Here is a 24,738-nt window from a genome sequence, read left to right on the forward strand (position 1 = left end):
CTCCTTAGCCTGCCAGGAGGGTGGCGGCTTCCTGGCGGGTGGTGCCGGAGTCCTGGATGCCGTCGGCGATGTGGGCGAGTTCGGCGGGGATGTCGCGGCCTTTTTTGCGCATGGCGGTGGCCCAGAGCCGGCCGGCGCGGTAGGAGGAGCGGACCAGGGGGCCGGACATGACGCCGAGGAAGCCGATTTCCTGGGCTTCGTGCTGGAGGTCCACGAATTCCTGGGGTTTGACCCAGCGGTCCACGGGCAGGTGCCGCTCGCTGGGGCGCAGGTACTGGGTGATGGTGATCAGGTCGCAGCCGGCGGCGTGGAGGTCGCGGAGTGCTTCGCTGATTTCTTCGCGGGTTTCGCCCATGCCCAGGATGAGGTTGGACTTGGTGACCATGCCCAGGTTCCGGCCCTGGGTGATGACGTCCAGGGAGCGGTCGTAGCGGAACGCGGGGCGGATCCGCTTGAAGATCCGGGGCACGGTTTCGACGTTGTGCGCGAAGACCTCGGGGGCGGAGTCGCAGATGGCCTTGATGTGCTCGGGTTTGCCGGAGAAGTCCGGGATGAGCAGTTCCACGCCGGTGCCGGGGTTCAGTTCGTGGATTTTGCGGACGGTTTCGGCGTAGAGCCAGACGCCTTCGTCTTCCAGGTCGTCGCGGGCGACGCCGGTGACGGTGGCGTAGCGCAGCTGCATGGATTGGACGGAGCGGGCCACCTTGGTGGGTTCGAACCGGTCCAGGGGTGAGGGTTTGCCGGTGTCGATCTGGCAGAAGTCGCAGCGGCGGGTGCATTCGGAGCCGCCGATCAGGAAGGTGGCTTCCTTGTCTTCCCAGCATTCGAAGATGTTGGGGCAGCCGGCCTCTTCGCAGACGGTGTGCAGGCCTTCCTTTTTCACCAGGTTCTTCAGGCCGACGAATTCCGGGCCCATCTGGACCTTGGCCTTGATCCACTCCGGTTTGCGTTCCACCGGGACCGCAGCGTTGCGCTGCTCAATCCGCAGCATCTTCCGGCCTTCAGGTGCCAATGTCATGGTTGTTTCCTTTGCTTGCTTGGGGATTCGCGGCAGGTTGTTGCCGGTCAGCATTCGACGACGTTGACGGCGAGGCCGCCCATGGCGGTTTCCTTGTATTTGGAGGACATGTCCTTGCCGGTTTCGCGCATGGTGATGATGACTTCGTCCAGGGACACGCGGTGGGTGCCGTCGCCCCAGAGCGCCATTTTCGCGGCGTTGATCGCTTTCGCGGCCGCGATCGCGTTCCGTTCGATGCAGGGGACCTGGACCAGCCCGCCGATCGGGTCGCAGGTCAGGCCCAGGTTGTGTTCCATCGCGATTTCCGCGGCGTTCTCCACCTGCGCCGGGGTCCCGCCCATGACCTCGGCCAGGCCCGCGGCCGCCATCGAGGACGCCGACCCCACCTCGCCCTGGCAGCCGACCTCGGCCCCGGAGATCGAGGCCTGTTCCTTGTACAGCACCCCCACCGCGCCCGCGGCCAGCAGGAACCGCACCACCACAGCGTCCCGGTCCTCCTGGGTGGCCTTGTCCATGCCCGGGGCGAAATGCAGGGCGTAGAACAGCACCGCGGGGATGATCCCGGCCGCCCCGTTCGTCGGGGCGGTGACCACCCGCCCGCCGGAGGCGTTCTCCTCATTCACCGCCAACGCCACCAAATTAACCCACTCCTGCCAATACCTGGCATCGAACGGGCCCGCGTCCCACGCCGCATCCGTCTCCTCGACCGGGCCGCCCGCGGATTCCTTCTTCAACCGGTCGTACCAGTCAGGGGCGCGGCGGCGGACCTTCAACCCGCCCGGCAGCACCCCTTCCCGCCTCAACGAGGCGCCCACGCAGCCCTCCATCACCGACCAGATCTGCAGCAGCCCCGCCCGGATCTGCTCCTCGTCCCGGGAGACTTTTTCGTTCACGAGCATCACATCGGCGATGCCCAACCCGGTCACCGCGCAGTGCCCCAGCAACTCCGCCGCGGTCCGGAACGGCAGCGGCAGCTCCTGTTTGGACGCGTCCAGTTCCTGCTGCGCCGCGTCCTCCTCGCCCTCCCGGACGATGAACCCGCCACCCACCGAGAAAAACGTCGCCGCATGCAGCACCCCACCGGCCGCATCAGTGACCGTGAACGTCATCCCGTTCGTGTGCCGCGGCAACACCGTCAACGGCCGCAGCACCATATCCTTCACCCCGTACGGCAAGGCCACAGCACCGGCCAGGTTCAGGACCCCGGTCTCCGCGATCGAGGCCAGCCGCTCCTCCACCTCGGCGGGCAGGATCAACTCCGGATAGAACCCCTCCAACCCCAACAAAACGGCGGTCATCGTCCCATGCCCATGACCCGTCGCCGCCAACGACCCATACAAATCAACCCGCAACCCCGCCACATCACCCAGGACACCCAGGCCCTTGAGCTCCTCAGCGAACACCGCAGCAGCCCGCATCGGCCCCACAGTATGCGAAGACGAAGGCCCAATCCCGATCGAAAACAGGTCAAAGACTCCGACTGCCATAACTAAATCCTTACTGAAACTGTGGTTCGGTTGGTGTGGCCGGGCTGGGGTGGGCGGGCAGGACATCCTCTGCGTGCTCGGTCGCGAAGACGCCCGCTAAGCGGACGTGACGCTCCCTTGGACGCACGCTGCCGGATGCCCCGCCCACTCCGAGGGTCTGTCACCAAGGCGACATGCCCACGAGGGGCCGGCGGAGCCGGACTTTTCGAAAGCCTGCTCCCCACCGTCTCCCTAACCTCGCAAGCTCGGCCAGGGAACCCTGACGGCGTGGGCCCAAGCACGGTGAAAATGTCCGGTCCGCCGGGCCCGTTAGCGATCACGATCCCTCAGGACAGAGGTGCCACGCCCGGGTAGAGCGGGTGCGCCGAAGCCAGGACCTCGACGCGGTGACGCAGACCGGAGAGGTCGGCGTCGGCGTCGGCGATCAAAGCTTGGGCGATGATGTCCGCAACCTCGCGGAAGGCGTCCTCGCCGAACCCGCGGGTGGCCAGTGCGGGCGTGCCGATGCGCAGGCCTGAGGTGACCATCGGCGGGCGGGGGTCGAAGGGAACGGCGTTGCGGTTGACGGTGATGTCAATGGCGGCGAGCCGGTCTTCGGCCTGCTGCCCGTCGAGGTCGCAGTTGCGCAGGTCAACGAGGACCAGGTGCACGTCGGTGCCGCCCGAGATCACGCTGATGCCCTTGGCGGTGACGTCCGGCTGGACCAGGCGTTCCGCCAGGAGGCGGGCACCGGCAAGGACTCGCTCCTGCCGCTCGCGGAACTCTTCGGACGCTGCGATCTTGAACGCCACGGCCTTGCCGGCGATCACGTGTTCCAGCGGGCCACCCTGCTGACCGGGAAACACAGCCGAGTTGATCTTCTTGGCGATGTCGGCGTCGTTGGTCAGGATGATGCCGCCGCGCGGACCGGCCAGGGTCTTGTGCGTGGTGGACGTGGTGACGTGGGCGTGCGGCACCGGCGACGGGTGCAGCCCGGCCGCCACCAGTCCGGCGAAGTGCGCCATATCCACCATCAGGTAGGCCCCCACGGAGTCGGCGATCCGGCGGAATTCTGCGAAGTCCAGCTGGCGGGCGTAAGCGGACCAGCCGGCCACGATCAGCTGAGGCTTGTGCTCCTGGGCCAGCCGTTCCACCTCTGCCATGTCGATGGTGTGGGTGTCCTCGCGGACCTGGTACGGGACCACGTTGTAGAGCCTGCCGGAGAAGTTGATCCGCATGCCGTGGGTCAGGTGGCCGCCGTGCGCCAGGTTGAGGCCCATGATGGTGTCGCCGGGCTTGATCAGGGCGTGCATGACGGAGGCGTTGGCCTGTGCACCGGAGTGTGGTTGGACGTTGGCGAACCCGGCGCCGAAGAGGTCCTTGACCCGGTCGATGGCGAGTTGCTCGATGACGTCCACGTGCTCGCAGCCGCCGTAGTAGCGCTTGCCGGGGTAGCCTTCGGCGTACTTGTTGGTCAGGACCGAGCCCTGGGCCTGCATGACCGCAGCGGCCGTGTGGTTCTCGGACGCGATCATCTCCAGGCCGTCGCGCTGGCGGCCAAGCTCGTCGTCAATCTTCGCGGCAACCTCAGGGTCCAGGACGGACAGGTCGGCGTTCAGGCTTGGGGAGGCCACCTGCTCGAAGGCGCCCACTTCTGCCGGGGCGCTCACAGCTCGCCGCCGTTTGCTGCGGCGTATTCCTCTGCCGACATGAGCGGGCCTTCCTCGGTAACGGCCACCTTGAAGAGCCAGCCCGCACCGTAGGGATCGCTGTTGATCAGGGCGGGGTCCGTGACCACGCCGTCGTTGATCTCGGTGACCTCACCGGTCACGGGGGCGTAGAGGTCGGAGACGGATTTGGTGGATTCCACCTCGCCGCAGGTCTCGCCGGCCGTCACGGTGGAGCCGACCTCGGGGAGGTCCACGTACACGATGTCGCCCAGGGCGTCGGCAGCAACGGCGGAAATCCCGATCCCCGCTGGGCCGGATCCGTCAACAGCAACCCACTCGTGCTCGGCGGAGTACTTCAGTTCAGAAACAACTTTGCTCATTGTCTACTTTCCTTCTCTTCAAAACCTGTGGTGGTTGGGCGAAATCGATTTACTTCTGGCGCTTGTAAAAGGGGAGGGGGACGACTTCGAAGCGCTCGGGCTTGCCGCGGAGGTCGATGTCCAGGACGGTCCCGACTTCAGCAAATTCGACGTCGACGTAGGCCATGGCGATGGGGTATCCGAGGGTGGGGGAGGGCTGGCCGGAGGTTACTTCGCCCACCAGGGTGCCGTCCTTGAGGACGGGGTAATGGGCGCGGGCAGCGCGGCGTCCGGCACCCTTGAGGCCCACCAGCTTCTGCCCGATGCTTGAACCGACTCCTGCGGCCTTGATGGCGGCCAGGGCGTCCTTGCCTACGAAGCCGCTCTCCTTCGCCAGCGACACCACGGGGCCCAGACCGGCCGCGTAGGCGTTGACGTGGCGGGAGAGTTCGTTGCCGTAGAGCGGCATCCCGGCTTCGAGGCGGAGCGAGTCGCGTGCGGCCAGTCCGGCTGGAACCAGGCCGGAGCCTTCGCCGGCCTGGAGCAGGGCCTCCCACAGTGCGGGGGCGTCCAGGTTGGGAACGTAGATCTCGAAGCCGTCCTCGCCGGTGTAGCCGGTCCGGGCCACGAGCAGGTCCTGGACCGTACCGTTGACGGCGATGCCCACCTCGACGGCGGCGTAGTACTTGAGCCCGGTGAGCAGTGCGTGCTGTTCGGCCGGGACCAGCGTCAGGAGGATCGCTTCGGAATTCGGTCCCTGGACGGCGATCAGCGAGGTGTTGGCGGAGGCGTCCTCCACAGTGACGTCGAAGGCGGCGGCGCGTTCCAGCAGTTCCTTGGCCACCACTGCGGCGTTGCCCGCGTTGGGCACCACCAGGTACCTGTCCACGCCCTCTTCGGGGGATGGCCGGCGGTAGGTGATGAGGTCGTCGATGATGCCGCCATCGGCGTTGCAGATCAGCGAGTACTTTGCCTTGCCCACGGCCACCGCGGACAGTTTGCCGGCAAGGGCGTAGTCCAGGAAGGCGGCGGCGTCGGGGCCGGTCACCCAGACCTCGCCCATGTGGGAGAGGTCGAACAGGCCGGCCGCCCTGCGCACGGCATGGTGTTCCGCGAGTTCAGACTCGTACTTGAGCGGCATCTGCCACCCGCCGAAGTCCGTGAACGAGGCCCCGGCCTTCTTGTGCTGCTCGAAAAGAGCGGTGTAGTTCTCAGTCATTGGAAGTCCTCAGTTCTCAAATTCGGCTGTGCTGTCCTCGAACGCTTCGAGGGGCGGGCAGGAGCAGACCAGGTTCCGGTCGCCGGCGGCGCCGTCGATCCGGCCGACGGGCGGGAAATACTTGTCCTGGCGGAGCGAGGCAACGGGGAAGGCCGCCTGCTCCCGCGGGTAGGCGCGGTCCCAGCCAGAGCTGACGACGGCGGCGGCCGTGTGGGGTGCGTTGCGCACCGGGGATGCCTCCAGGGTGATGTCGCCGCTGGCCACCTGGTCGATTTCCTTGCGGATGCTGATCATGGCCTCGATGAAGCGGTCGATCTCGGCCAGGTCCTCGGACTCGGTGGGCTCCACCATCAGCGTGCCCGCGACAGGGAACGAAAGGGTGGGGGCGTGGAAACCGAAGTCGATCAGCCGCTTGGCCACGTCCTCGGCCGTGACTCCCGTCTTCGCCGTGAGTTCGCGCAGGTCCAGGATGCACTCGTGCGCCACCAGCCCGCCTTCACCGGTGTACAGGACCGGGAAGTATTCGTTCAGGCGGGACGCGACGTAGTTGGCCGCCAGCAGCGCGGACTTGGTGGCCTCGGTCAGGCCCTCACCGCCCATCAGCTTCACGTAGGCCCAGGAAATCGGCAGCACGCCGGCCGAACCGAACCGGGACGCCGAGATCGCCACACCGTGCCCGGCTTCGTGCGCCGCCTTGTTCGCGTCGCCCGGCATGAACGGTGCCAGGTGCGCCTTGGCGGCAACGGGCCCGACGCCGGGTCCCCCGCCGCCGTGCGGGATGCAGAAGGTCTTGTGCAGGTTCAGGTGGGACACGTCCCCGCCGAACTGGCCCGGCTGGGCCAGCCCTACCAGGGCGTTGAGATTGGCGCCGTCAACGTACACCTGGCCGCCCGCGGCGTGGATCGCGTCGCACACCTCGCGGACATCGGAGTCGTACACGCCGTGGGTGGAGGGGTAGGTGATCATGATGCAGGACAGGACGTCCTTGTTGGCCTCGATCTTGGCCGTCAGGTCGTCGTGGTCGATGGTGCCGTCGGCAGCCGTGGCCACGACGACCACCTTCATGCCCGCGAGCACGGCGGAGGCGGCGTTGGTGCCGTGCGCCGAGGCCGGGATCAGGCAGACGTTGCGCTGCTGCTCGCCCCGGGAATGGTGGTAGCCGCGGATCGCGAGCAGCCCGGCGAGTTCGCCCTGCGAGCCCGCGTTGGGCTGGATGGACACCTGGTCATACCCGGTGATCTCGGCGAGGTCCGCTTCCAGGCCGGCGATGAGTTCGCGCCAGCCTTCGGTCTGGGAGTCCGGGGCGAACGGGTGGATCGAGGCGAACTCCGGCCAGGAAATGGCTTCCATCTCGGCCGTGGCGTTCAGCTTCATGGTGCATGAACCCAGCGGGATCATGGTGCGGTCCAGCGCCAGGTCGCGGTCCGAGAGCTTGCGGATGTAACGCAGCAGCTGGGTTTCAGACCGGTGCGTGTTGAAGACCGGGTGCTGCAGGTAGGCCGAGGTGCGCACAATGGTGTCGGGCAGTTCGAATCCCTGGGCGTCACCCACCGGACCGGCGCCAAAGGCGACGGCGACGGCGGAAAGTGTTGCCGCCGTCGTCGTCTCATCAACGGAGACGCCCACCGTGTCCGGATCGATGAAGCGCAGGTTGATGCCGCGGGCTTCAGCGGCGGTGATCACCTTGGCGGCCTTGCCCGGAACGCGGACGGTGAGGGTGTCGAAGAAGGAGTCCGTGACCAGTTCGCGGCCCAGTGACGTGAGTGCTGTTGCCAGGACCCTGGCCTTGTGGTGGACGGTCTCTGCGATCGCCTTCAGGCCGTCGGGGCCGTGGTAAACGGCGTAGAAGGAGGACACGATGGCCAGCAGCGCCTGGGCGGTGCAGATGTTGGACGTGGCCTTCTCGCGGCGGATGTGCTGCTCGCGGGTCTGCAGGGCCAACCGGTAGGCAGGCGTGCCGGCGTTGTCCTTGGAGACGCCCACGATCCTGCCCGGGAGGGTACGTTCCATTCCCTTTTGGACGGCCATGTAGGCGGCGTGCGGCCCCCCAAAGAACAGCGGCACGCCAAAACGCTGGGTGGAGCCGACGGCAATGTCCGCGCCCTGCTCGCCCGGAGGGGTGATCAGTGTCAGGGCCAGCAGGTCCGCAGCCACGGTGACCAGCGCGCCGCGCTCCTTGGCTTCGGCGATGACGGCGGACTGGTCCCAGACGCGGCCGGAGACGCCGGGCTGCTGCAGGACGACGCCGTTGATGTCGCCGTCGGGCAGGCCCTTGGACAGGTCGGCGACCTCCACCTCGAAGCCGAGCGCCTCCGCCCGGCCCAGCACGATGGCGATGGTCTGGGGGAGGCAGTCGGCGTCGAGCACCGTCTTGCCGTCCTTCGCTGCCTTGGACTTGTTGGCGCGGCGCATCAGCAGCACGGCCTCGGCCACCGCCGTTGCCTCGTCCAGCAAGGAAGCGTTGGCTACCGGGAGCGCCGTCAGGTCCTGCACCATGGTCTGGAAGTTCAGCAGCGCCTCAAGCCGGCCCTGGGAAATCTCCGGCTGGTAGGGCGTGTAGGCGGTGTACCAGGCCGGGGATTCCAGGATGTTGCGGCGGATCACCGGCGGAGTCACGGTGTCGTAGTAGCCCTGGCCGATCATCTGGACTGCCGTCTTGTTCTTGGCGGCAAGCTTCCGCAGTTCCGTGAGGACTTCAACCTCGCTGAGGGCGTCGGTCAGCTTGAGCGCAGTTTCCTGGCGGATGGGCGCGGGGACGGCCACGTCAACCAGGCCATCCAGGCTGTCGTAGCCGATGGCCTTGAGCATGGTGTCGATGTCGGCCTGGCGGCGCGCGCCGATATGGCGGTCAACAAACGATGTTGGATGCGAATGAATCGTCATGAGGAACTCCAGATCTGGCCGGCCGAAGGTGGCACGGCGTGGGATGGGTTCCTCCCCGCTCTGTATTGGACCTGAGAGATTCCGCGTTGCCTGCTGTTGGCAGGGGACCGCTTGCACCGTCGGTGAACCAGGCAGAAGCCTGATTGCTTTCCAGAGTCGCCTCGCCGTGACGGTACGGGGGCCTGAGAGATTCCTGGGGAGGATTTGCTCCTACGGCGCCTGACCGGTGTTTCGCCGGGAGGACTCTCCCGTCACAGCTCGAAAGGCTTATTCAAATGTGGGTGATTCGGCTCACAAGGTACCGGGATAGACCCGTCCGTGGCAAATCGGGCGGCTTCCGTGCGGGGCTCGAGGGGCACGTGACGCCGTTCTTCCCCGCTTGTGTCGGGAGGGGTTTGACATTCGATCGTGACGGACACCACACTGAACCCCGGGATTGGCGCCGCCGGTGGCTGGCTCAGCGTATCCGGAGCAGCCCACCAGTCGGCGCCTGTCCCATTGCATGACCGGCCGTGGCCCAAAAAGCCTGCGGCTTCCAACTGAATACGCCTTCGACCTGCGGCGGGAGAGCCCTGCCGGGTACATCCAGCAGGCGCCGTAGGAGCAAACCCTCCCCAGGAAACTCTCAGGCCCACGTACCGCCGCGGACAGGCAACTCTGGAAAGCAGCCGGGCATGACCCTGGCTCACCGGCGGTGCAAGCGGCTTTTGCTGCGGAAACTCTCAGGTCCACTACAGAGCGGGGAGGAACCAAATCTTTTGCGGCACCCAAAAGCCGCTTTATCGATGGAGTTCCTCATGGCGATTCATCCCCCCACGTCCAACGGCGAACCAGCCCGCAGCCAAGGCGCTGCCACGGCAGCCCGCAGCGAGCCTCCCCACCTGGAGCGGCAGCTCACCAACCGGCATATCCAGCTCATCGCCATCGGCGGCGCGATCGGCACGGGCCTGTTCATGGGTTCCGGCAAGACCATCTCCGCGGCCGGCCCATCCGTGATCTTCGTATACATGATCATCGGCTTCATGCTTTTCTTCGTCATGCGGGCCATGGGTGAACTGCTGCTCAGCAACCTGAACTACAAGTCCTTCAGTGATTTCGCCGCCGATCTCCTGGGGCCGTGGGCCGGATTCTTCACGGGCTGGACGTACTGGTTCTGCTGGGTGATCACCGGAATCGCCGACGTCATCGCCATCGCAGGGTACTCAAAGGAACTTTGGCCGGCGCTGCCACTTTGGATCCCGGGCCTGGCCACGGTGGGCATCCTGCTCCTGCTGAACCTCGCCACCGTCAAGGCGTTCGGCGAGACCGAGTTCTGGTTCGCCCTCATCAAGATCGTCGCCATCGCAGCCCTGATCATCGTGGGACTCTTCATGATCTTCACCGGTTTCCAGAGCGACGCGGGCACCGCAAGCTTCACCAACCTGTGGAGCCATGGCGGGTTCTTCCCCAATGAGTTCATGGGCTTCGTGGCCGGATTCCAGATCGCAGTCTTCGCCTTCGTAGGCATCGAACTGGTGGGAACCACCGCCGCCGAGGCCAAGAACCCCGAGCGCACGCTGCCCAAGGCCATCAACGCCATCCCCGTCCGCGTGCTGCTCTTCTATGTCGGTGCGCTGGTCATCCTGATGGCGGTCACCCCGTGGACCCAGTTCGCCGCCGGCCACAGCCCCTTTATCGGGATGTTCTCCCTGGCCGGCCTCGGCGCCGCGGCCACGGTGGTCAACCTGGTGGTCCTGACTTCGGCGATGTCCTCCGCGAACTCCGGCATCTACTCCACGTCCCGCATGGTCTTCGGCCTGGCCCAGGAAGGCGATGCCCCCGGTATCTTCAGCCGGCTCTCCACGAGGAAGGTGCCCAGCAACGCGCTGTTCCTGTCCTGCGTCCTGCTGCTGTCCGGCGTCGTACTCATGTATGCCGGCCAGGATGTTGGCATGGCCTTTGAAATGGTGACCACCGTGTCTGCGGTCTGCTTCGTCTTCGTCTGGTCGATCATCCTCGCCAGCTACATCTCCTTCCGGCGCCGCCGGCCGCACCTGCATGCGGCGTCGAAGTTCAAGATGCCCGGTGGCATTCCCGCCGTGTGGGTGGTGTACGCATTCTTCGCCTTCGTCCTTTGGGCCCTTACCACCCAGCCCGACACTCTCGTTGCACTGCTGGTAACCCCCATCTGGTTCGTCATCCTGGGCGTGGCTTGGGCCATCCTGCGGCGCCGTCCCGCCCACCTGGCCCGCTTCGAGGTCTTCCGTGCCGAGCTTCAGGCAGACCAGGCCACTGCCGCGCGCAGCGGCGGCCAGGACGCCGGGGCGGCGGGGCGCGAGGTCCAGCAGGCCGGGAAGTAACGTCCGACGGCGGGTTGCAGCGGCGGCGGTGAGGTGCAGGTACCGCATCCTGCCGCCGCAGCGCGCCGGACGAAGCCACGGCCCGGAAGTTAAGCATGCTTAGTGTCTATCCACATAGGATGGAAAGGCACGGCAGCCTACCCGCTGCAGGTCGATTTGAATGAAGGTGACCATGGCCCGGCGCAGCAACCCCGCAGTACGCATCGCACAGGAAACCGCCCACAACGCAATGTTTGACGCCGAGGGCAAGCCCAAGCCCGGCGTCCACAACATGCTCCTGAAAGCAGTGCAGATCCAGCGGCCCCTGGTGGTTGGCTACATCCGCAGGCTCCAGAAGAGGCATCCGCGGGCGACGGCCGCGCAGCTGGCGGACATCGCAGAGCGCGACTACCTGCGGGCTGTTGCCGGAGGGGGAGCCCTGGTGGGTGCCACCGCCGTCGTCCCCGGCGTTGGAACCGTGGCGTCGCTGGGACTTTCCGCAGCCGCCACCGTTGGCTTCCTGGAAGCCACAGCCCTGTACGCAACCTCGCTGGCTGAACTGCACGGCATCCGGCTGACCAACCCGGAAAAGGCCGGCACCATGGTCATGGCCATCATGCTCGGCGAGGAGGGCACCGCCCTGCTGGGCACGCTCAGCGGCCAGGCATCCGGCGGCGCCACCAACACCTGGGGCAACGCGCTGTCCAAATCCATGGTGGTGCCGGGTTTCGGCAGCGTCCGGAAGAGGATCCAGCATGCCTTCCTCAAGAACCTGCTCAAGCGCCAAGGGACTGCCTTGTTCGGGCGGGCCCTCCCGTTCGGCATAGGGGCCGTTGTCGGCGGAGCCGGTAACCTCGTGATGGGCCGTGCGGTGGCCAAGAATGCCCGGGAGGCGTTCGGGCCGATGCCGGACACCATTCCCGGGGAGCTGACTTCCGCTGCCGGGCCGGACAACCTGACGCTGGAAGGCAACATCATTGGATCTCAACGCTGACGTAGGCCAATCATTCGGCTCCTGGACCGCGGGAGGCGATCCGGCGATGCTCCAGCTGGCAACCAGCGCCAACGTAGCCTGTGGCCTCCACGCGGGGGATCCCGTCACCATGCTCGACAGCTGCAGGGCCGCGTACGAACTTGATGTCACCGTCGGCGCGCACCTGGGCTACCGGGACCTGGCCGGCTACGGGCGCCGCATGCTTGGCATGAGCTTCGACGAGCTCTTCGGGGACGTGCTGTACCAGCTGGGCGCGCTCGACGGGGTTGCGCATGCCGTGGGCGCCTCCGTGGACTATGTGAAGGCGCATGGAGCGCTGTACGACACCACGATCCATGACGCCGAGCAGGCCTCCGCCGTAGTGGCTGCGGTCAACGCCTACGATCCAGGCCTTCCGTTCCTGGGCTTCCCGGGCTCGGAGCTGCTGAAGCAGGCCAAGGAAGCCGGGCACCCGGTGTTCGTTGAGGCTTTCGCCGACCGTGCCTACCTCGCCGACGGCGGCCTGGTGCCGCTCTCCGAGGACGCTGCCGTCCTGTACGACGTCGATGCGGTGGTCGAACGGGCCGTCCGCCTGGCCACGCAAGGCGAAGTGGTTGCCGTGGACGGATCCGTAATTGCGGTACGGCCCGACTCCCTGTGCATTCACGGTGGGACCCCTGACGCCGTAGAAATGGCGGCCCGGATCAGGGCAGGACTTCAGGACGCAGGCGTCGGGTTGGAGTCCTTCGCGTAGGAGCCTGCAGCCGTACGGCGGGCCGACTTCTTTCCAACAATTCCAGCGTCACTCCAGCCCTCCGTGCCGCCGTCGTACGCCTTATCGACACGCACATTCCTTTTCGCACCCCAAATATCCCCAGCGAAAAGGAAGATGCGCAGCGCCAAGATGAATCTGCAGCGAAAAGGAAGATGCGCAGCGCCAAGTCCACCCGGGACCTACAGCAGCGGAAAACTACCCAAAGATCAGCTGTGCCACCGTGAAAATCCCCAGCCCGGCCAGGGACCCCACCACGGTGCCGTTGATGCGGATGAACTGCAGGTCCTTACCCACCTGGAGCTCGATCTTCTGCGAGGTTTCCTCGGCATCCCACCGAGCCACGGTGTCCGTAATAACGCCTGCGATGTCCGAACGGTAGGTGCGGACCAGGTACCCGGCGGCGTCACCGATCCATGCGTTGACCTTCCCGGCCAGTTCGGGGTCGTCCACGAGCCGTGACCCAAAATCGCGCACCGCAGCCTTGAACTTGATGGTGAGTTCGCTGTCCGGATCATCCACGGCGCCCAGCAGCGCGTTCTTGACCGTTCCCCAGGTCCGCGAGGCCAGTTCGCGCACTTCGGGGTCGCCCAGGACCTGCGCCTTGATGTCTTCCGCGCGCGCAATCATCGCGGGGTCATGCTGCAGGTCCTGTGCCAGGTCGTTGAGGTACTTGTCGATTGACTGCCGCACCTGGTGGCGGGGGTCAGCCTGGACGGCACGGACGAACTTCAGGATCTCGATATAGACCTTGTCGCCCACCAGTCCGTCCACGAACTGCGGAACCCACGTGGGGGAGCGGTCGGACACCAGGCGGGTGACGGTTTCGTGGTTATCGTCCACCCAGTCCGCCGCGCGGTCCACCAGCAGGTCCACCAGCGTGTGATGGTGCCCGTCATGGAAGATGCGCTCCGCCAGCCTGCCCACGGGAGGTCCCCACGGCGGGGTGAGCAGATGCTTGCGCACCATGCCCTCGATGACGGCCTGGACGTCGTCGTCATTCAAAACCTTGAAGGCGCCGCGGATAACGGCAGCTCCCTCCTTGGCCACGCGTTCGGCACCACCAGGGCCAGCCAGCCAAACGCCGGCCCGGCGCGCGATGTTGACGCTGGCCAGCTTCTCCTGGACCACCTGCTCGGAGAGGAAATTGGTCTCCACGAACTCGCCCAGCGAGGCCCCGATCTGGTCCTTCCGGCGGGGAATGATGGCGGTGTGGGGAATCTTGATGCCCATGGGGTACTTGAACAGGGCCGTCACGGCGAACCAGTCGGCCAGCGCGCCCACCATTCCGCCCTCGGCCGCCGCGCGCACATACTGCAGCCACGGGTAGTCCTTCTGCAGCGCGAACGCAAAGACAAAAATCACGGCCATGGCGATCAGCAGGCTCAGCGCCAGCAGCTTCATCTTCCGCAGCGCTGCCGCTTTCTCGGCGTCGCCGGCACCGGGCTGGCGGCTTACGACGGCGCCTGCCGCCATAGTGCCAGGGCGCACCTGCTGCGCGGCCTCGGCGGGGGAATCCTGCGTGGTTGGCCCAGTAGTTGCCTCAGAGTTCACCTGCATGTGCCAAGCCTAGCCCCGAAGGCGGGGGCCGGTCGGCTACCGTGTGTCCATGACAATTGACGAGTCAGTGCCGCAGCGGCCGCTGGTCTTTGCCCATCGTGGTTCCAGCGGCGCATACGCCGAACACACCCGGGCCGCCTACCTGCAGGCATTGGCTGACGGGGCCGACGGGGTGGAGTGCGACGTCCACCTCACCCGGGACCAGCACCTGGTCCTGCTCCATGACGCCAACCTGGACCGGACGTCGGACGGGACCGGGCCGGTGGCTGAACGGACCCTGCGCGAGCTGCACCAGCTGGACTTCTCATCCTGGAAGGGGGTCCGCATTCCCGAAGAGTATGGAGCACGTTCGGAACAGCTGCTGACCCTCCCGGAGCTGCTGGACATCCTCCGCGGGGCGGGCCGCCCGGTGAAACTCGCCATCGAGCTCAAGCATCCCAGTCCCTACCAGCTCAAACTGGAGGACCGCGTGCTGGAGGTGCTCCGCAGCGAGGGCTGGGACCCGCAAAGCTCCACCGTGGACAACGTGGCCGTGACCTTCATGAGCTTCAGCCCGGACTCGGTCCGCCACCTGCTCCAGTCCGTCCCGCCGCAATACATCTGCCAACTGGTGGACGACCTCACCATCCATGAGATCCGCGGCGGGCTGGGCCTGGGCCTCATTACGGGGAGCGCCGTCGCCAACCTCATGAAGGCCACCCAGCTGGAGGGTGAACGGATCCTGGACGACCGGGAAGTAGGAATGGCCGGCCCCGGCATCGACTACGTCAGGGAGCGCCCGGCCACAATCCGCCGATGGCTGGACTCCGGGCGGCGCTTCCGGGTGTGGACCGTGGACTCCCCGGAGGATGTGGCACTTTGCCAGGAGCTGGGCATCCACGAGATCACCACCAACGTGCCGGCCCGCGTCCTGGACCAGCTCCACGCAGCCTCTCCGCAGGGAAAGTAGGGCGGACGTGGACGCGCACCACGTCAATCCGCTCCCGTATTCGCCCCGACGCTGGTGGGCCGGCGCCCTCGACGTCGAAGGCCTGGCACTGTACTCGGTGGGAGCCGCGGCGGAAGCGCTGAACCTGTATGCGCGCACGCCCGGCCGGTTCAGCACTACGCCGGCGCTTACCGCGGCTGCCTTCGATTCCTTCGGCCACCTGCGGATTGCCGGACGCAAGCCACAGGGCTTCGCGCCCCTGTCGGGCTTCCGGCAGACCCGCGATGGCTGGATCCGGCTCCACGCCAACTACCCGCACCACGAGCAGCGGCTGCTGCGCGCCTTGGGAGCCGCCTCCGCGGAAGGGGCGGAACAGGCTCTTCGTTCCATGGCGGCGCTTGAGGCTGAGGCCGCCATCCAGGGCCACGGCGGGATCGCTGCGGCCGTGAGGACGCGTGACGAATGGCTTGCGTCCGGCATGGGCCGGGCGGCGGGATCCGGACCCTGGATTGCCGTGGAGCATACCGACGGCACCACGGCCCGTCTGGGACTGCAGGACTTTGCCGCGGCGGCTACTACGGCAGGCGGCGAGGGCATCGGTGGCGGCCACAAACCGCCGCTGGAGGGGCTGCGGGTCCTGGACCTGACCCGGGTGATTGCAGGGCCGGTGGCCACCCGCCTGCTTGCAGCATTGGGAGCCGACGTCCTGCGGATCGACCCGCCAGCCTTCCCGGAAATCGAAGACCAGTTCGTGGACACCGCGTTCGGCAAGCGCAGCGCGGAAGCCGATCTGGGGCTTCCGCAGAACCAGCACAGCCTCCAGCAGCTCCTGGCCCGCGCCGACGTCGTGGTCACGGGTTACCGGCACGGCGCCCTGGACCGTTTCGGGCTCAACCCGCGGGAACTGCTGGCCTCGCACCCTCGGCTGGTGGTGGTCACCCTCAACAGCTGGGGGAGCGCCGGGCCATGGAGCGGTATGCGCGGTTTTGACAGCATTGTCCAGGCCGCCTGCGGAATCGCGCACGTGTACGGGAAGGACAATGACGACGGCGGGTGGCGCCCGGGTGCCCTGCCTGTCCAGGCGCTGGACCACGCCACAGGATACGGGGTGGCTGCGGCGGCCGTCCGCCTCCTGGACCGACGCCGGGAGGCTGGGATGGGTGCCTGTGCGCAATTGTCCCTGGCCCGCACCGCCGAGGAACTGTTTTCCCTTCCAATGGGCACCGAAGCAGGGGACACCGAACCAGGGGTCACTGACGGCCCGGCAGAGCTACCCGGACCCCACCACAACTCCATGGACAGCACCTACGGGCAGCTCCGCTACGTCGGTCCACCGTTGCTGGACGCGGGCCGGGCGGTGGACTACCTGTCCCCGCCGCCCCCGTATGGAAGCTCTCCGCCCGCCTGGAATTGAGGGACCTTGCCTCACAGGCCGGTTTCTGGCGGCCACCGTGGCTGTGATTGAGTGGTTCCATGCCTCTTCCCTGGTCCGGTCCTGCAGTCAGGGGCTTGTCCGTACCGAACTGTTCCCTTCAGGGCCCCGCCGTTCAGACCCTGTCCGCGGCTGCCATGGGAGCCCTCCTGCTGGCCAGCGCGGGCAAGCACTTCAGGGATCCCGGCTTCTACCGCGACGTCGTTCCGGACTACCTCTGCCGCCGGGACGCGGAACCGGATCCGGAACCCGGTGCGGCCCACACTGTGGTGCCCAACCATCCTGTGCCCAACCATCCCCTGGCCGTCCTGTCCCGGGATGAGTGGATCGCCGTGAGTGGACTGCTGGAGTTGGCCGCCGCCGTCGGAATCCTCCTCCCGCCCACCCGGAAGCTGACCGCCACCGCCCTCACAGCGATGTTTGCCGCATTCCTGGCGGGACACGCTGACGCACTGGCGAAGGCTTATGGTCCGCAGGGTACGCCCCGCCGGCGGAAGATCCACACCGTGCGGTTGCCGCTCCAGGCACCGTTGATCCTCTGGGCCTGGAGCCTCCGGAAGCCCATCCAAAAGGCACGCAAACCTGGAGGCTGGGTGTGAAACTCCTGGCCTCGCCGGCGGTCAGGGTGGGGATTTCCATCAGCATCGCCACCGGCCTTTATGGGGTGTCCTTCGGAGCGCTCGCAGTGACCTCGGGGCTCAACCTGTGGCAGACCATGGCCCTGAGCCTGCTCCTCTTCAGCGGTGGTTCGCAGTTCGCGTTTATCGGTGTGGTGGCAGGTGGAGGTTCGGGCATCGCCGCAATGAGCGCAGCAACCCTGTTGGGCATGCGCAACGGCATCTACGGCATGCAGTTGAACGCACTGCTGCGGCCCACCGGCTGGCGTAAGTTTGTCGGCGCGCAGCTGACCATCGACGAATCAACGGCCACCAGCACGGGCCAGACGGACCCGGCCGAGCAGCGGCGGGGATTCTGGACTGCAGGGATTGGCGTCTACGTGCTGTGGAACCTCTTCACCGCCGTGGGCGCGCTCGCCGGGAGCGGACTGGGCGATCCCAAGCAATGGGGGCTCGACGGTGCCGCGGTGGCCGCCTTCCTGGCGTTGCTCTGGCCGAGGCTTAAGGGCCGCGAGCCCATTGCCATCGCGGTGGTGTGTGCGGTGGCCACCGTTGTCGCCGTTCCCTTCGTGCCGGCGGGGGTGCCCATCCTGGTGGCCGCCCTGGTGGCCGCGCTGGTGGGCTGGTTCAGCCACGGCCGGCGCGACGAGGGCCTTGAGCCGGACGTCGAGCCCTATGGCGGACACCGTGACCATCACCCTGGCCGGCAGCAGGACGCAAGCCGCCCGTATACGGGTGCGCAGGGGAGCGAAGGCACGGATCCGGGGGCAGGCGCATGAGCCTGTGGATCTGGCTGCTTCTTGCCTGCGCGCTGGCGTACGCCTGGAAGATCGTGGGCTACTTCGTGCCCGCCAGGTTCCTCGAGGACCAGCGCACATCCCGGGTTGCGGGCACCATGACCATCGGCCTGCTGGCCTCCCTTACCGTGGTGAATGCCGTCGTGTCTGGCCAGGGACTCGCGGCTGACGCCAGGCTGGGGGCGCTTGCCGCGGCCGCACTCGCGCTGGCGTTCCGCGCACCCTTCCTGGTGGTGGTCATCGCCGGGGCCGGTACCGCTGCCCTGCTGAGGGCATTGGGCTGGAGCTAGTTTGGCAGGCGTCTGCATAAATTAGTGATGGGGGTCACTTCCCCGGCGCGGCGGCGGCTGTACTATGAAATCGGCTTATGCAGTTGGCCATGGCATTCCTACGAACGGCGACCATGGAAAATCAGCTGTATCCCGCAGGCGGCTTGGCGGGCAGACCCCGCCACAAGGACGCCCGACGGCGGGCGGGCCTCCCAGCCAAACGCTTCTTCAGGCGCTTTTCCCGCCTTTCGGACGTGCCGGAAGAGGACCTGGAAATTCTCGCCCAAAGGCTCCGGGAGGCATTCGACCTGGACCCGTCGTCGTCCGTTCCAGCGCTGCAGGCCCTGGTGCGTCAGGAACTCCGCAAGCGGGCAGACGCGGGCAACGCCTAGCGGGCCAGCATCGCGGGGCCAGGTGTGGTGGACTGGAGGAGATGCAGCCCACACCAGGCGGCCACCAAAGGAGGAATCGAGATGGACGAACAGTCACGGCCTGATAAGCCGCAGGACGGCCAGGGCACAGAGGACACCGAAGGGAAGGCTGGGGAAGCGCGCAGCACTGGAATTCCTGCCGCTGAGCAAACCGGCAAGCTGCGGCCCGCCTACCTGGACCCCCGCGGCTCCGAGGCAACGCGTGAATTACGGGACACTGCACGGCGGCGCCGGGATGCCGAGGAGAAACTCCAGCAGCACCTGATGGAGGCGAAGCACCACATCCCCAACGAGTTCCATGAGCACCATGACCACGAACCCCAGTCACACGGGCATCCTGAGCCAGGACAGCCATCAGAACAGCCCCGGCCCGGCACCCAAGGCGGAGAAACCGGCACTGGAGAAAACGGGGAAAATCCCTGACGGAACGCTCCCGATACCGGGGAAACACTCCTGACAGCCGGGCAGCGCCGGCCGGCTGTCAGGGGCTCGATACAGCGGTAGCTACGCCACGCCGTGGGCTGCGCCGTCGGGCGAGACCGACCTGCGGCAGCTTTCTTCCACGCCCATCTCGTACCACACCTGCGCGCCGAACTCGGGCTCGGGGGTATCAAGGTTTTGGTACAGGGCGTCAAGCAATTCGACGAGTTCCGCGGTTGTCAGCGCAGGGAGGACTTCTTCTGGCCCGCGGGCGTCAGTGAGGTAGTGGAAGAGTTTTGATCTGGTCATCGCAGCGCGGCGGTTGCAGGGTGGATACGCAGGAAAAGTTCCATGGGTCGCTCCATCTCGGACTATTCGAGGCTGGCTGCCTAACCCCGCTCTGAGTTTATTGCACGTGTTGTGTGCCGACAATGGTGCCCCCGGGGATGCCGGGTACTGCGGCAGCAGGGACGGGCACCAGCGCGGGAAGCGGGCGTGGCGGGCGGACCGTACGGATGGCGTCCTCGACCAGTGCCAGCGGACGGCGCCATGCATCGGAGCCCGGCTCCATGGTGTCGACAACGCCGATCAGCATGGCCAGCAGCCGGAACATGTCCGTCATGGTGATGTCCGTGCGCAGGCTTCCCTGGCCTTGCCCGCGCACCAAAAGGATGCTGATCGACTCCATGAGGGACCCGGTAATGCCGGTGAGGAGTTCGCGCCGGCCCGCCACAGCGCACAGCAGGTTGGCGTCGTCGCTTGCCGCAGCCATCAGGGCCTCGAGCACGCGCAGCAGCCCGGCAGCGGCATCGATATCGGCCAGGGCGCCGTCCATGACGGGATCCACGGTAAGCCGGAGCTGCCGGTTCAGTGCCGCCAGGACCAGTTCTTCCTTGTCCGCGAAGTTGCGGAACAGGGTTGCGGGGCCAACGCCCGCGGTGGATGCGATGGTTTGGAGCGGTACTTCCGGGCCGAACTCCCGGAAGCACTGGCGCGCCGCCGTGATGATTTTGTCCACGTTCCGCGCTGCGTCTGCGCGGAGGGGCTTACGGGCGACTGCGAGGCTCATGCCCAAAAGGGTAGCAACGGAGTCTTCGGCCACCATGGTTACTCCGGGGTAGGAGCTTATGTGACGGCGCGCTCCCGCGTTTGGGCCTGCGGCAGTCCGGGGACCGCGTGCGAAACTTGGAGGCATGTTGCTTGCATTTTCTGTTGCTCCGTCAGGCGTTCCCAGCGAAGGTTCCCGGCCAAACGATGCGTCCGTGCACGACGCCGTTGCAGCCGCCGTGAAGATCGTCCGGGAATCCGGGCTGCCCAACCAGACCGATTCCATGTTCACCACCATTGAGGGTGAGTGGGATGAAGTGTTCGACGTCGTAAAGCGCGCCACCGAGGCGGTCGGACGCTACGGCAGCCGCGTCTCACTGGTGATCAAGGCCGACATCAGGCCCGGTTACAGCGGCGAGTTGACGGCAAAGGTGGACCGCCTCGAAAACGCCCTGGCCCAGGAGTCCTAAGCCTGTCCTGAGCCTCCGCGCCGGGGCTGGCGTGGGCCCGGCTAAAGTGTCTGGACCGCCGGAACGCCGCGTGCCAAACTGTGCCCATGTTCGAGCACAAACCCCGGCCGGAATGGATTGCCACCGAGGAGTTCCTGTCCCGCACCGTGGTGCATCCGGACGAGGCGGTCCAGCAGGCCATCCGCACTGCGGCTGACGCCGGCATGCCGGCCATTGAGGTGGCGCCAAACGCCGGGAAGCTCCTGAAGCTCCTGGTCCAGTTGTCCGGCGCCCACCGCATCCTGGAGATCGGGACCCTGGCGGGTTACAGCACCATCTGGATGGGCCGCGGCCTTCCCCACCACGGCAAGCTCGTCACCTGCGAATACCTGCCGCAGCATGCAGAAGTGGCGTGGGCCAACATCGACGCCGCCGGCCTGGGTGAAAGGGTGGAAATCCGGCTGGGCCCCGCGCTGGAAACCCTGGCTGCCCTCGAGGAAGAGGACAGGGAGCCGTTCGACTTCATCTTCATCGACGCCGATAAGCAAAACAACAGCCGCTACCTCGACTGGGCCGTCAAGCTGGGCAGGCCGGGTGCGGTGGTGGTCCTGGACAACACGATCTGGGAAGGGGCCGTCCTGGACCCGGACATGGACCCGGTGAACGCGCCAGGAATCATCGACGCACTCCGGCTGCTCGGCAACCACCCGCGCCTGGACGCCACTGTCATCCAGACGGTGGGTTCCAAGGGGTGGGACGGGTTCGCGCTGGCGCGCATCCTCCCGCAAAAACAGTAAGTAAGCTGTGGAGATGCGTCCGGCGCAGTGCCGGGCATCGTAGAGGGAGGGCTTTTTGCACGCGGCACCTGCTCCTGTACTCCTGGACTCCACGCCCGCAGATTTTTCGCCATGGGTTCCGCTGGTCGAATCCGTCGGCGCCGCAACGGGTGACGTCCCTGCCCTGCTGGCCCTTGCCGTCGAGGCCGGGCGGACGTGGCCGCGGCCCGGTGAGGGGCGGACCGCCGTGTTGTGGGAGCTCCTGGCTTCCGTGGCTGCCACCGATGTGGCCGCGGCCCGGGTGCTTGAGCCGCACCTCGACGCCGTCGCCATTCTTGCCCAGGCTGCCCACGCAGCTGAGCCCGGACACCCGCTTCCGGACGGGAGCAGGGATGCCGCATGGGGCGTCTTCGCCGCAGAGGCGCCGGGTGCCCGGCTCGAAGCGCATTCCGCAGGTGCCGGCACCACCCTCAGCGGGTCCAAGCCGTGGTGTTCCCTCGCCGCGGCCCTGGACTGCGCGGTGGTCACCGCCCACACGGACGACGGCGGCAGGGCGGCCTTCGCGGTCAATCTTCGCCATCCCGGCGTGGCATGTGAGGAACCGGAGTGGATCGCGCGCGGGCTCCAGGAAATCCCCAGCGGAACAGTTCACTTCGACCAGGTCCCGGCGAGCCCCCTGGGTGGTACCGGCTGGTACCACAGCCGGCCTGGCTTCGCCTGGGGCGGGATAGGCGTGGCTGCCTGCTGGCTGGGGGGAGCAGTGGGCGTGGCACGGGACTTCCGCAACGGCTTGCTGGCAGGGGCCGAAGCGGGGCGGGAGCCCGACCAGGTGGCACTTGCGGCGCTCGGAGAGGTGGACCGCACGCTCTCGGCTGCCCTGCAGTATCTTGCCCGGACCGCAGCGGGCATCGATGCTGGCACCCTCGGCTCCGCCGGCAACCACAGCGCGTGGAGCGAAGCGCAGCGGGTCCGCGGAACTGTTGCGGCCGCCGTCGAACGCGTCCTTTCCCTGGTGGCTTCCAACCGGGGTCCAGGTCCGCTTGCCTTTGACGGGCCGTACGCCAAGAGGATGGCCGACCTGGCACTCTACGTCCGGCAGCATCACGGGGCACGGGATGATGCCCAATTGGGCCGGCTTGCGCTCAAGGGGGACTGCCCGTGGTGACCTTTTCGCACGCTGACCAGGGAACTGGCGAGGCCGCCTGGGCCGTGAGCGGCCTGGACGCAGCACCCGAGCTGCCGCTTGACCCCGCCGAACTGGCCGGCATGCGCTTCGTGGTCCTGGCGGCGCATCCGGATGACGAGACACTGGGGGCCGGTGGGCTGATGGCGTCCCTGGCGGCACTGGGAGCCGAGGTGGAAGTCCTGCTGTGCACGGCAGGGGAGGGGTCACACCCGGATTCGCCCACCACCTCCCCGGAACAGCTGGCCCACACCCGGCTGGCTGAATTCTCAGCGGCCCTGGCCGCACTGGGCCTGGCGGACCGCTGGGCATTCCTCGGGCTGCCGGACCGCGGACTTGGAGAGCATGCCGGAACCATGGCCAAGGCTGTCCGGGAGGCCGCCCGCCGGCTTCCCGGTGATCCCGACCGGCTGGCCCTCGTGGCACCGTACCGGGCCGACGGGCATGGTGACCACGATGCGCTCGGTGCGGCGGCGGCAGAAGTTGCGCGGCAGGACGGCCACGCGCTGCTGGAATACCCCATCTGGTTTTGGCACTGGGCCGCACCCCAGGTGCCGGAATGGCGGTCATGGCTGCGATTCCACCTGGATGAACCGGCCCGGGCGGCTAAAAGGCGGGCCATGGCGGAGCACGCAACACAGGTGCAGCCCCTGTCTCCGCTTCCCGGCGACGAAACACTCCTCAGCGGGCAATTCCTGGCGCACTTCTCACGCCCCTTTGAGGTCTTCGCCTGGACGCCGGCGCCCACTGCATCCGCGCAGGCGCATTCTAGCGATGACGCGGAACTGGTCTTCGACGGCGTGCATGGTGGCTCCACGGATCCCTGGAACTACACCGGGAGCTGGTACGAGCGGCGCAAGCGGGCGCTCACCCTTGCTGCCCTCCCGGAGGAATCCTATGAAAGCGGCCTGGAAGTGGGCTGCTCCATCGGGACGTTGACAGCCGGGTTGGCTGCCCGGTGCCGCAAGATGTTGGCGGTGGATGCCAGTGGAACCGCGGTCCACCGGGCCAGGCAGCACCTTGCAGGCTGCCCCGGGGTCCGGGTTGAACACTGCGTCGTTCCCGGGGCATGGCCCGGCGGAACTTTTGACCTTGTGGTGGTTTCGGAGGTTGGTTACTACCTGTCCGCGGGTGAGCTGGGCCAACTGTGGGACCGGATCGAAGCGTCCCTGAACCCGGGCGGAACCCTGCTCCTGTGCCACTGGCGGCATCCCATTGCAGGCTGGGAACTCGACGGCGACACCGTCCACGCGATGGCCCGGCAGCGTCTGGGCTGGCGGACCGCAGGACTGTACCAGGAACGGGACTTCGTATTGGAACTCATGGTGGCCCCCGGCCACAAAGCGTCGGCATGACGGTCACGGCTTCAGGGGGAAGCGGCGCTGCCAACAGCATCCGGCAAGTTGCGGTGGTGATTCCCGCGCACAACGAGGAGCAGCACCTTAAGCGTGCGCTGACCGCAGCCCGTGCCGCGGCAGACCGGGCCGAGTCGGAACTTACCGGCGTACGCGTGCAGGTGGTGGTTGTCCTGGACAGCTGCACGGATGGCTCCGCTGCGGTGGCGGCGGTCTTTGCTGCTGAGGACCCGCGGTACATGGTCCTGCCGGTGGACTTCCGGAGCGTGGGCAAGAGCAGGCAGGCAGGGGCCGAAGCCGCGCTGGAGAACGCAACCAGGCGTTCTCCTGCGGGTGGATCCACGGCAGGTTCTTCGCTGCGGCACGTTTGGCTGGCCAACACGGATGCCGATTCCTGCGTTCCGGAAAACTGGCTGGTGCGCCAACTGGAATTGGCCGCCGGGGGTGCCGACGTCGTCCTTGGATCTGTGGAGCCTGATGGCCACGGCATGCCCCACCACCTCGCTGCCCGATGGCATGCCCGGCATGTTCCAACGGAGAACCACCCCCACGTGTACGGTGCCAACCTTGGGGTGCGTGCCTCGTCCTACCTTGCGGCAGGCGGGTTTCCCGGGGTTGATTTCGATGAGGACCGGGCTCTGGTGGACCGGCTTCGCGGCAGCGGGGCGAGCATGGTTGCCACGGACACAACCCGGGTTCTCACCTCCGGAAGGACTGTGGGGCGGGCGCCGCGGGGGTTTGCCGCCTACCTCCTGGCGCTGGCCCAGCCATAGCCGGGACCCTCAACGGCGGGGCA

24 protein-coding genes and 2 riboswitches are annotated in these 24,738 nt (G+C 66.9%); of the genes, 15 read left to right on the forward strand and 9 right to left on the reverse strand.

The genetic code is table 11. The features are described 5' to 3' along the window. Positions 1 to 4: 4 nt before the first annotated feature. The 6 genes from lipA to gcvP form a co-directional block, all read right to left on the reverse strand. Positions 5 to 1,018 (reverse strand): lipoyl synthase, encoded by a 1,014-nt coding sequence (gene lipA / locus LDO86_RS02125; RefSeq protein WP_223993568.1) that lies wholly within the window; start codon positions 1,016 to 1,018, stop codon positions 5 to 7. A 47-nt stretch (positions 1,019 to 1,065) separates the two neighbouring features. Next, entirely contained in the window at positions 1,066 to 2,505 is a 1,440-nt protein-coding gene (locus LDO86_RS02130) for an L-serine ammonia-lyase (RefSeq protein WP_224084230.1), read from the reverse strand. 326 nt (positions 2,506 to 2,831) lie between these two features. Next, positions 2,832 to 4,154, reverse strand: a complete 1,323-nt coding sequence (gene glyA / locus LDO86_RS02135) for a serine hydroxymethyltransferase (RefSeq protein WP_276572211.1) — start codon at positions 4,152 to 4,154, stop codon at positions 2,832 to 2,834. Beyond that, entirely contained in the window at positions 4,151 to 4,534 is a 384-nt protein-coding gene (gene gcvH / locus LDO86_RS02140; RefSeq protein ID WP_018772259.1) for a glycine cleavage system protein GcvH, read from the reverse strand. The genes glyA and gcvH overlap by 4 nt, the downstream gene beginning before the upstream one ends. A gap of 49 nt (positions 4,535 to 4,583) precedes the next feature. Next, the gene (gene gcvT, locus LDO86_RS02145; protein ID WP_224084231.1) at positions 4,584 to 5,732 is read right to left on the reverse strand and encodes a glycine cleavage system aminomethyltransferase GcvT; all 1,149 of its coding nucleotides are present in this window, start codon (positions 5,730 to 5,732) and stop codon (positions 4,584 to 4,586) included. A gap of 9 nt (positions 5,733 to 5,741) precedes the next feature. Beyond that, positions 5,742 to 8,615: an aminomethyl-transferring glycine dehydrogenase gene (gene gcvP / locus LDO86_RS02150; protein WP_224084232.1), complete on the reverse strand. Its 2,874-nt coding sequence runs from the start codon at positions 8,613 to 8,615 to the stop codon at positions 5,742 to 5,744. Between the two features lie 160 nt (positions 8,616 to 8,775). Further along, a riboswitch (glycine riboswitch) is annotated at positions 8,776 to 8,876 on the reverse strand. Between the two features lie 291 nt (positions 8,877 to 9,167). Next, positions 9,168 to 9,266: riboswitch (glycine riboswitch) on the forward strand. A gap of 146 nt (positions 9,267 to 9,412) precedes the next feature. On the opposite strand from gcvP, the gene cycA reads away from it, so the two are divergent. The 3 genes from cycA to LDO86_RS02165 all read left to right on the forward strand — a co-directional run bounded on the left by cycA (position 9,413) and on the right by LDO86_RS02165 (position 12,660). Next, positions 9,413 to 10,954 (forward strand): D-serine/D-alanine/glycine transporter, encoded by a 1,542-nt coding sequence (gene cycA, locus LDO86_RS02155; protein ID WP_223993577.1) that lies wholly within the window; start codon positions 9,413 to 9,415, stop codon positions 10,952 to 10,954. 172 nt (positions 10,955 to 11,126) lie between these two features. Beyond that, a complete protein-coding gene (locus LDO86_RS02160) occupies positions 11,127 to 11,927 on the forward strand; it encodes a hypothetical protein (RefSeq protein ID WP_026266216.1) in 801 nt (266 codons plus the stop codon). Then, on the forward strand, positions 11,911 to 12,660 hold the full coding sequence (locus LDO86_RS02165; RefSeq protein ID WP_026266215.1) for a 5-oxoprolinase subunit PxpA: 750 nt from the start codon (positions 11,911 to 11,913) through the stop codon (positions 12,658 to 12,660). Before LDO86_RS02160 ends, LDO86_RS02165 begins: the two co-directional genes overlap by 17 nt. A 216-nt stretch (positions 12,661 to 12,876) precedes the next feature. On the opposite strand, the gene LDO86_RS02170 is transcribed toward LDO86_RS02165, so the two are convergent. Next, complete coding sequence (locus LDO86_RS02170; RefSeq protein WP_223993578.1) at positions 12,877 to 14,238, reverse strand: DUF445 domain-containing protein; 1,362 nt, start codon at positions 14,236 to 14,238, stop codon at positions 12,877 to 12,879. 49 nt (positions 14,239 to 14,287) lie between these two features. On the opposite strand from LDO86_RS02170, the gene LDO86_RS02175 reads away from it, so the two are divergent. The 7 genes from LDO86_RS02175 (at position 14,288) to LDO86_RS02205 (ending at position 19,135) form a co-directional block, all read left to right on the forward strand. After that, positions 14,288 to 15,187 carry a glycerophosphodiester phosphodiesterase family protein gene (locus LDO86_RS02175; protein ID WP_018772223.1) on the forward strand — a complete coding sequence of 300 codons (900 nt, stop codon included), beginning with the start codon at positions 14,288 to 14,290 and terminating at the stop codon, positions 15,185 to 15,187. 7 nt (positions 15,188 to 15,194) lie between these two features. Further along, positions 15,195 to 16,580, forward strand: a complete 1,386-nt coding sequence (locus LDO86_RS02180; protein ID WP_223993579.1) for a CoA transferase — start codon at positions 15,195 to 15,197, stop codon at positions 16,578 to 16,580. Between the two features lie 155 nt (positions 16,581 to 16,735). Next, a complete protein-coding gene (locus LDO86_RS02185; protein ID WP_223993580.1) occupies positions 16,736 to 17,197 on the forward strand; it encodes a hypothetical protein in 462 nt (153 codons plus the stop codon). Then, positions 17,194 to 17,994 (forward strand): AzlC family ABC transporter permease, encoded by an 801-nt coding sequence (locus tag LDO86_RS02190; RefSeq protein WP_018772220.1) that lies wholly within the window; start codon positions 17,194 to 17,196, stop codon positions 17,992 to 17,994. The genes LDO86_RS02185 and LDO86_RS02190 overlap by 4 nt, the downstream gene beginning before the upstream one ends. Next, on the forward strand, positions 17,991 to 18,302 hold the full coding sequence (locus LDO86_RS02195; protein ID WP_223993584.1) for an AzlD domain-containing protein: 312 nt from the start codon (positions 17,991 to 17,993) through the stop codon (positions 18,300 to 18,302). The genes LDO86_RS02190 and LDO86_RS02195 overlap by 4 nt, the downstream gene beginning before the upstream one ends. A 233-nt stretch (positions 18,303 to 18,535) precedes the next feature. Then, entirely contained in the window at positions 18,536 to 18,673 is a 138-nt protein-coding gene (locus tag LDO86_RS02200) for a hypothetical protein (protein ID WP_223993586.1), read from the forward strand. Between the two features lie 81 nt (positions 18,674 to 18,754). Then, positions 18,755 to 19,135 carry a hypothetical protein gene (locus LDO86_RS02205; RefSeq protein ID WP_056389632.1) on the forward strand — a complete coding sequence of 127 codons (381 nt, stop codon included), beginning with the start codon at positions 18,755 to 18,757 and terminating at the stop codon, positions 19,133 to 19,135. Positions 19,136 to 19,216: 81 nt separating this feature from the next. On the opposite strand, the gene LDO86_RS02210 is transcribed toward LDO86_RS02205, so the two are convergent. Both LDO86_RS02210 and LDO86_RS02215 read right to left on the reverse strand, forming a co-directional pair. Next, positions 19,217 to 19,441 (reverse strand): hypothetical protein, encoded by a 225-nt coding sequence (locus tag LDO86_RS02210; protein WP_018772216.1) that lies wholly within the window; start codon positions 19,439 to 19,441, stop codon positions 19,217 to 19,219. 97 nt (positions 19,442 to 19,538) lie between these two features. Next, positions 19,539 to 20,201 carry a TetR/AcrR family transcriptional regulator gene (locus LDO86_RS02215; protein ID WP_056389672.1) on the reverse strand — a complete coding sequence of 221 codons (663 nt, stop codon included), beginning with the start codon at positions 20,199 to 20,201 and terminating at the stop codon, positions 19,539 to 19,541. 124 nt (positions 20,202 to 20,325) lie between these two features. Between LDO86_RS02215 and LDO86_RS02220 the strand changes: the two genes are divergently transcribed. From LDO86_RS02220 to LDO86_RS02240, 5 genes are all read left to right on the forward strand, one after another. After that, positions 20,326 to 20,649 (forward strand): thiamine-binding protein, encoded by a 324-nt coding sequence (locus tag LDO86_RS02220; RefSeq protein WP_018772214.1) that lies wholly within the window; start codon positions 20,326 to 20,328, stop codon positions 20,647 to 20,649. An 86-nt stretch (positions 20,650 to 20,735) separates the two neighbouring features. Beyond that, positions 20,736 to 21,425 (forward strand): O-methyltransferase, encoded by a 690-nt coding sequence (locus LDO86_RS02225; RefSeq protein WP_056389630.1) that lies wholly within the window; start codon positions 20,736 to 20,738, stop codon positions 21,423 to 21,425. A gap of 55 nt (positions 21,426 to 21,480) precedes the next feature. Next, complete coding sequence (locus LDO86_RS02230; protein ID WP_056389628.1) at positions 21,481 to 22,569, forward strand: hypothetical protein; 1,089 nt, start codon at positions 21,481 to 21,483, stop codon at positions 22,567 to 22,569. Beyond that, positions 22,563 to 23,942: a bifunctional PIG-L family deacetylase/class I SAM-dependent methyltransferase gene (locus LDO86_RS02235; RefSeq protein ID WP_224084233.1), complete on the forward strand. Its 1,380-nt coding sequence runs from the start codon at positions 22,563 to 22,565 to the stop codon at positions 23,940 to 23,942. The genes LDO86_RS02230 and LDO86_RS02235 overlap by 7 nt, the downstream gene beginning before the upstream one ends. Continuing rightward, positions 23,939 to 24,715 carry a glycosyltransferase gene (locus tag LDO86_RS02240; protein WP_224084234.1) on the forward strand — a complete coding sequence of 259 codons (777 nt, stop codon included), beginning with the start codon at positions 23,939 to 23,941 and terminating at the stop codon, positions 24,713 to 24,715. The genes LDO86_RS02235 and LDO86_RS02240 overlap by 4 nt, the downstream gene beginning before the upstream one ends. The last annotated feature ends 23 nt before the right edge of the window (positions 24,716 to 24,738 follow it).

The sequence above is a fragment of the Arthrobacter sp. StoSoilB19 genome (assembly GCF_019977275.1).
Taxonomy (GTDB): domain Bacteria; phylum Actinomycetota; class Actinomycetes; order Actinomycetales; family Micrococcaceae; genus Arthrobacter.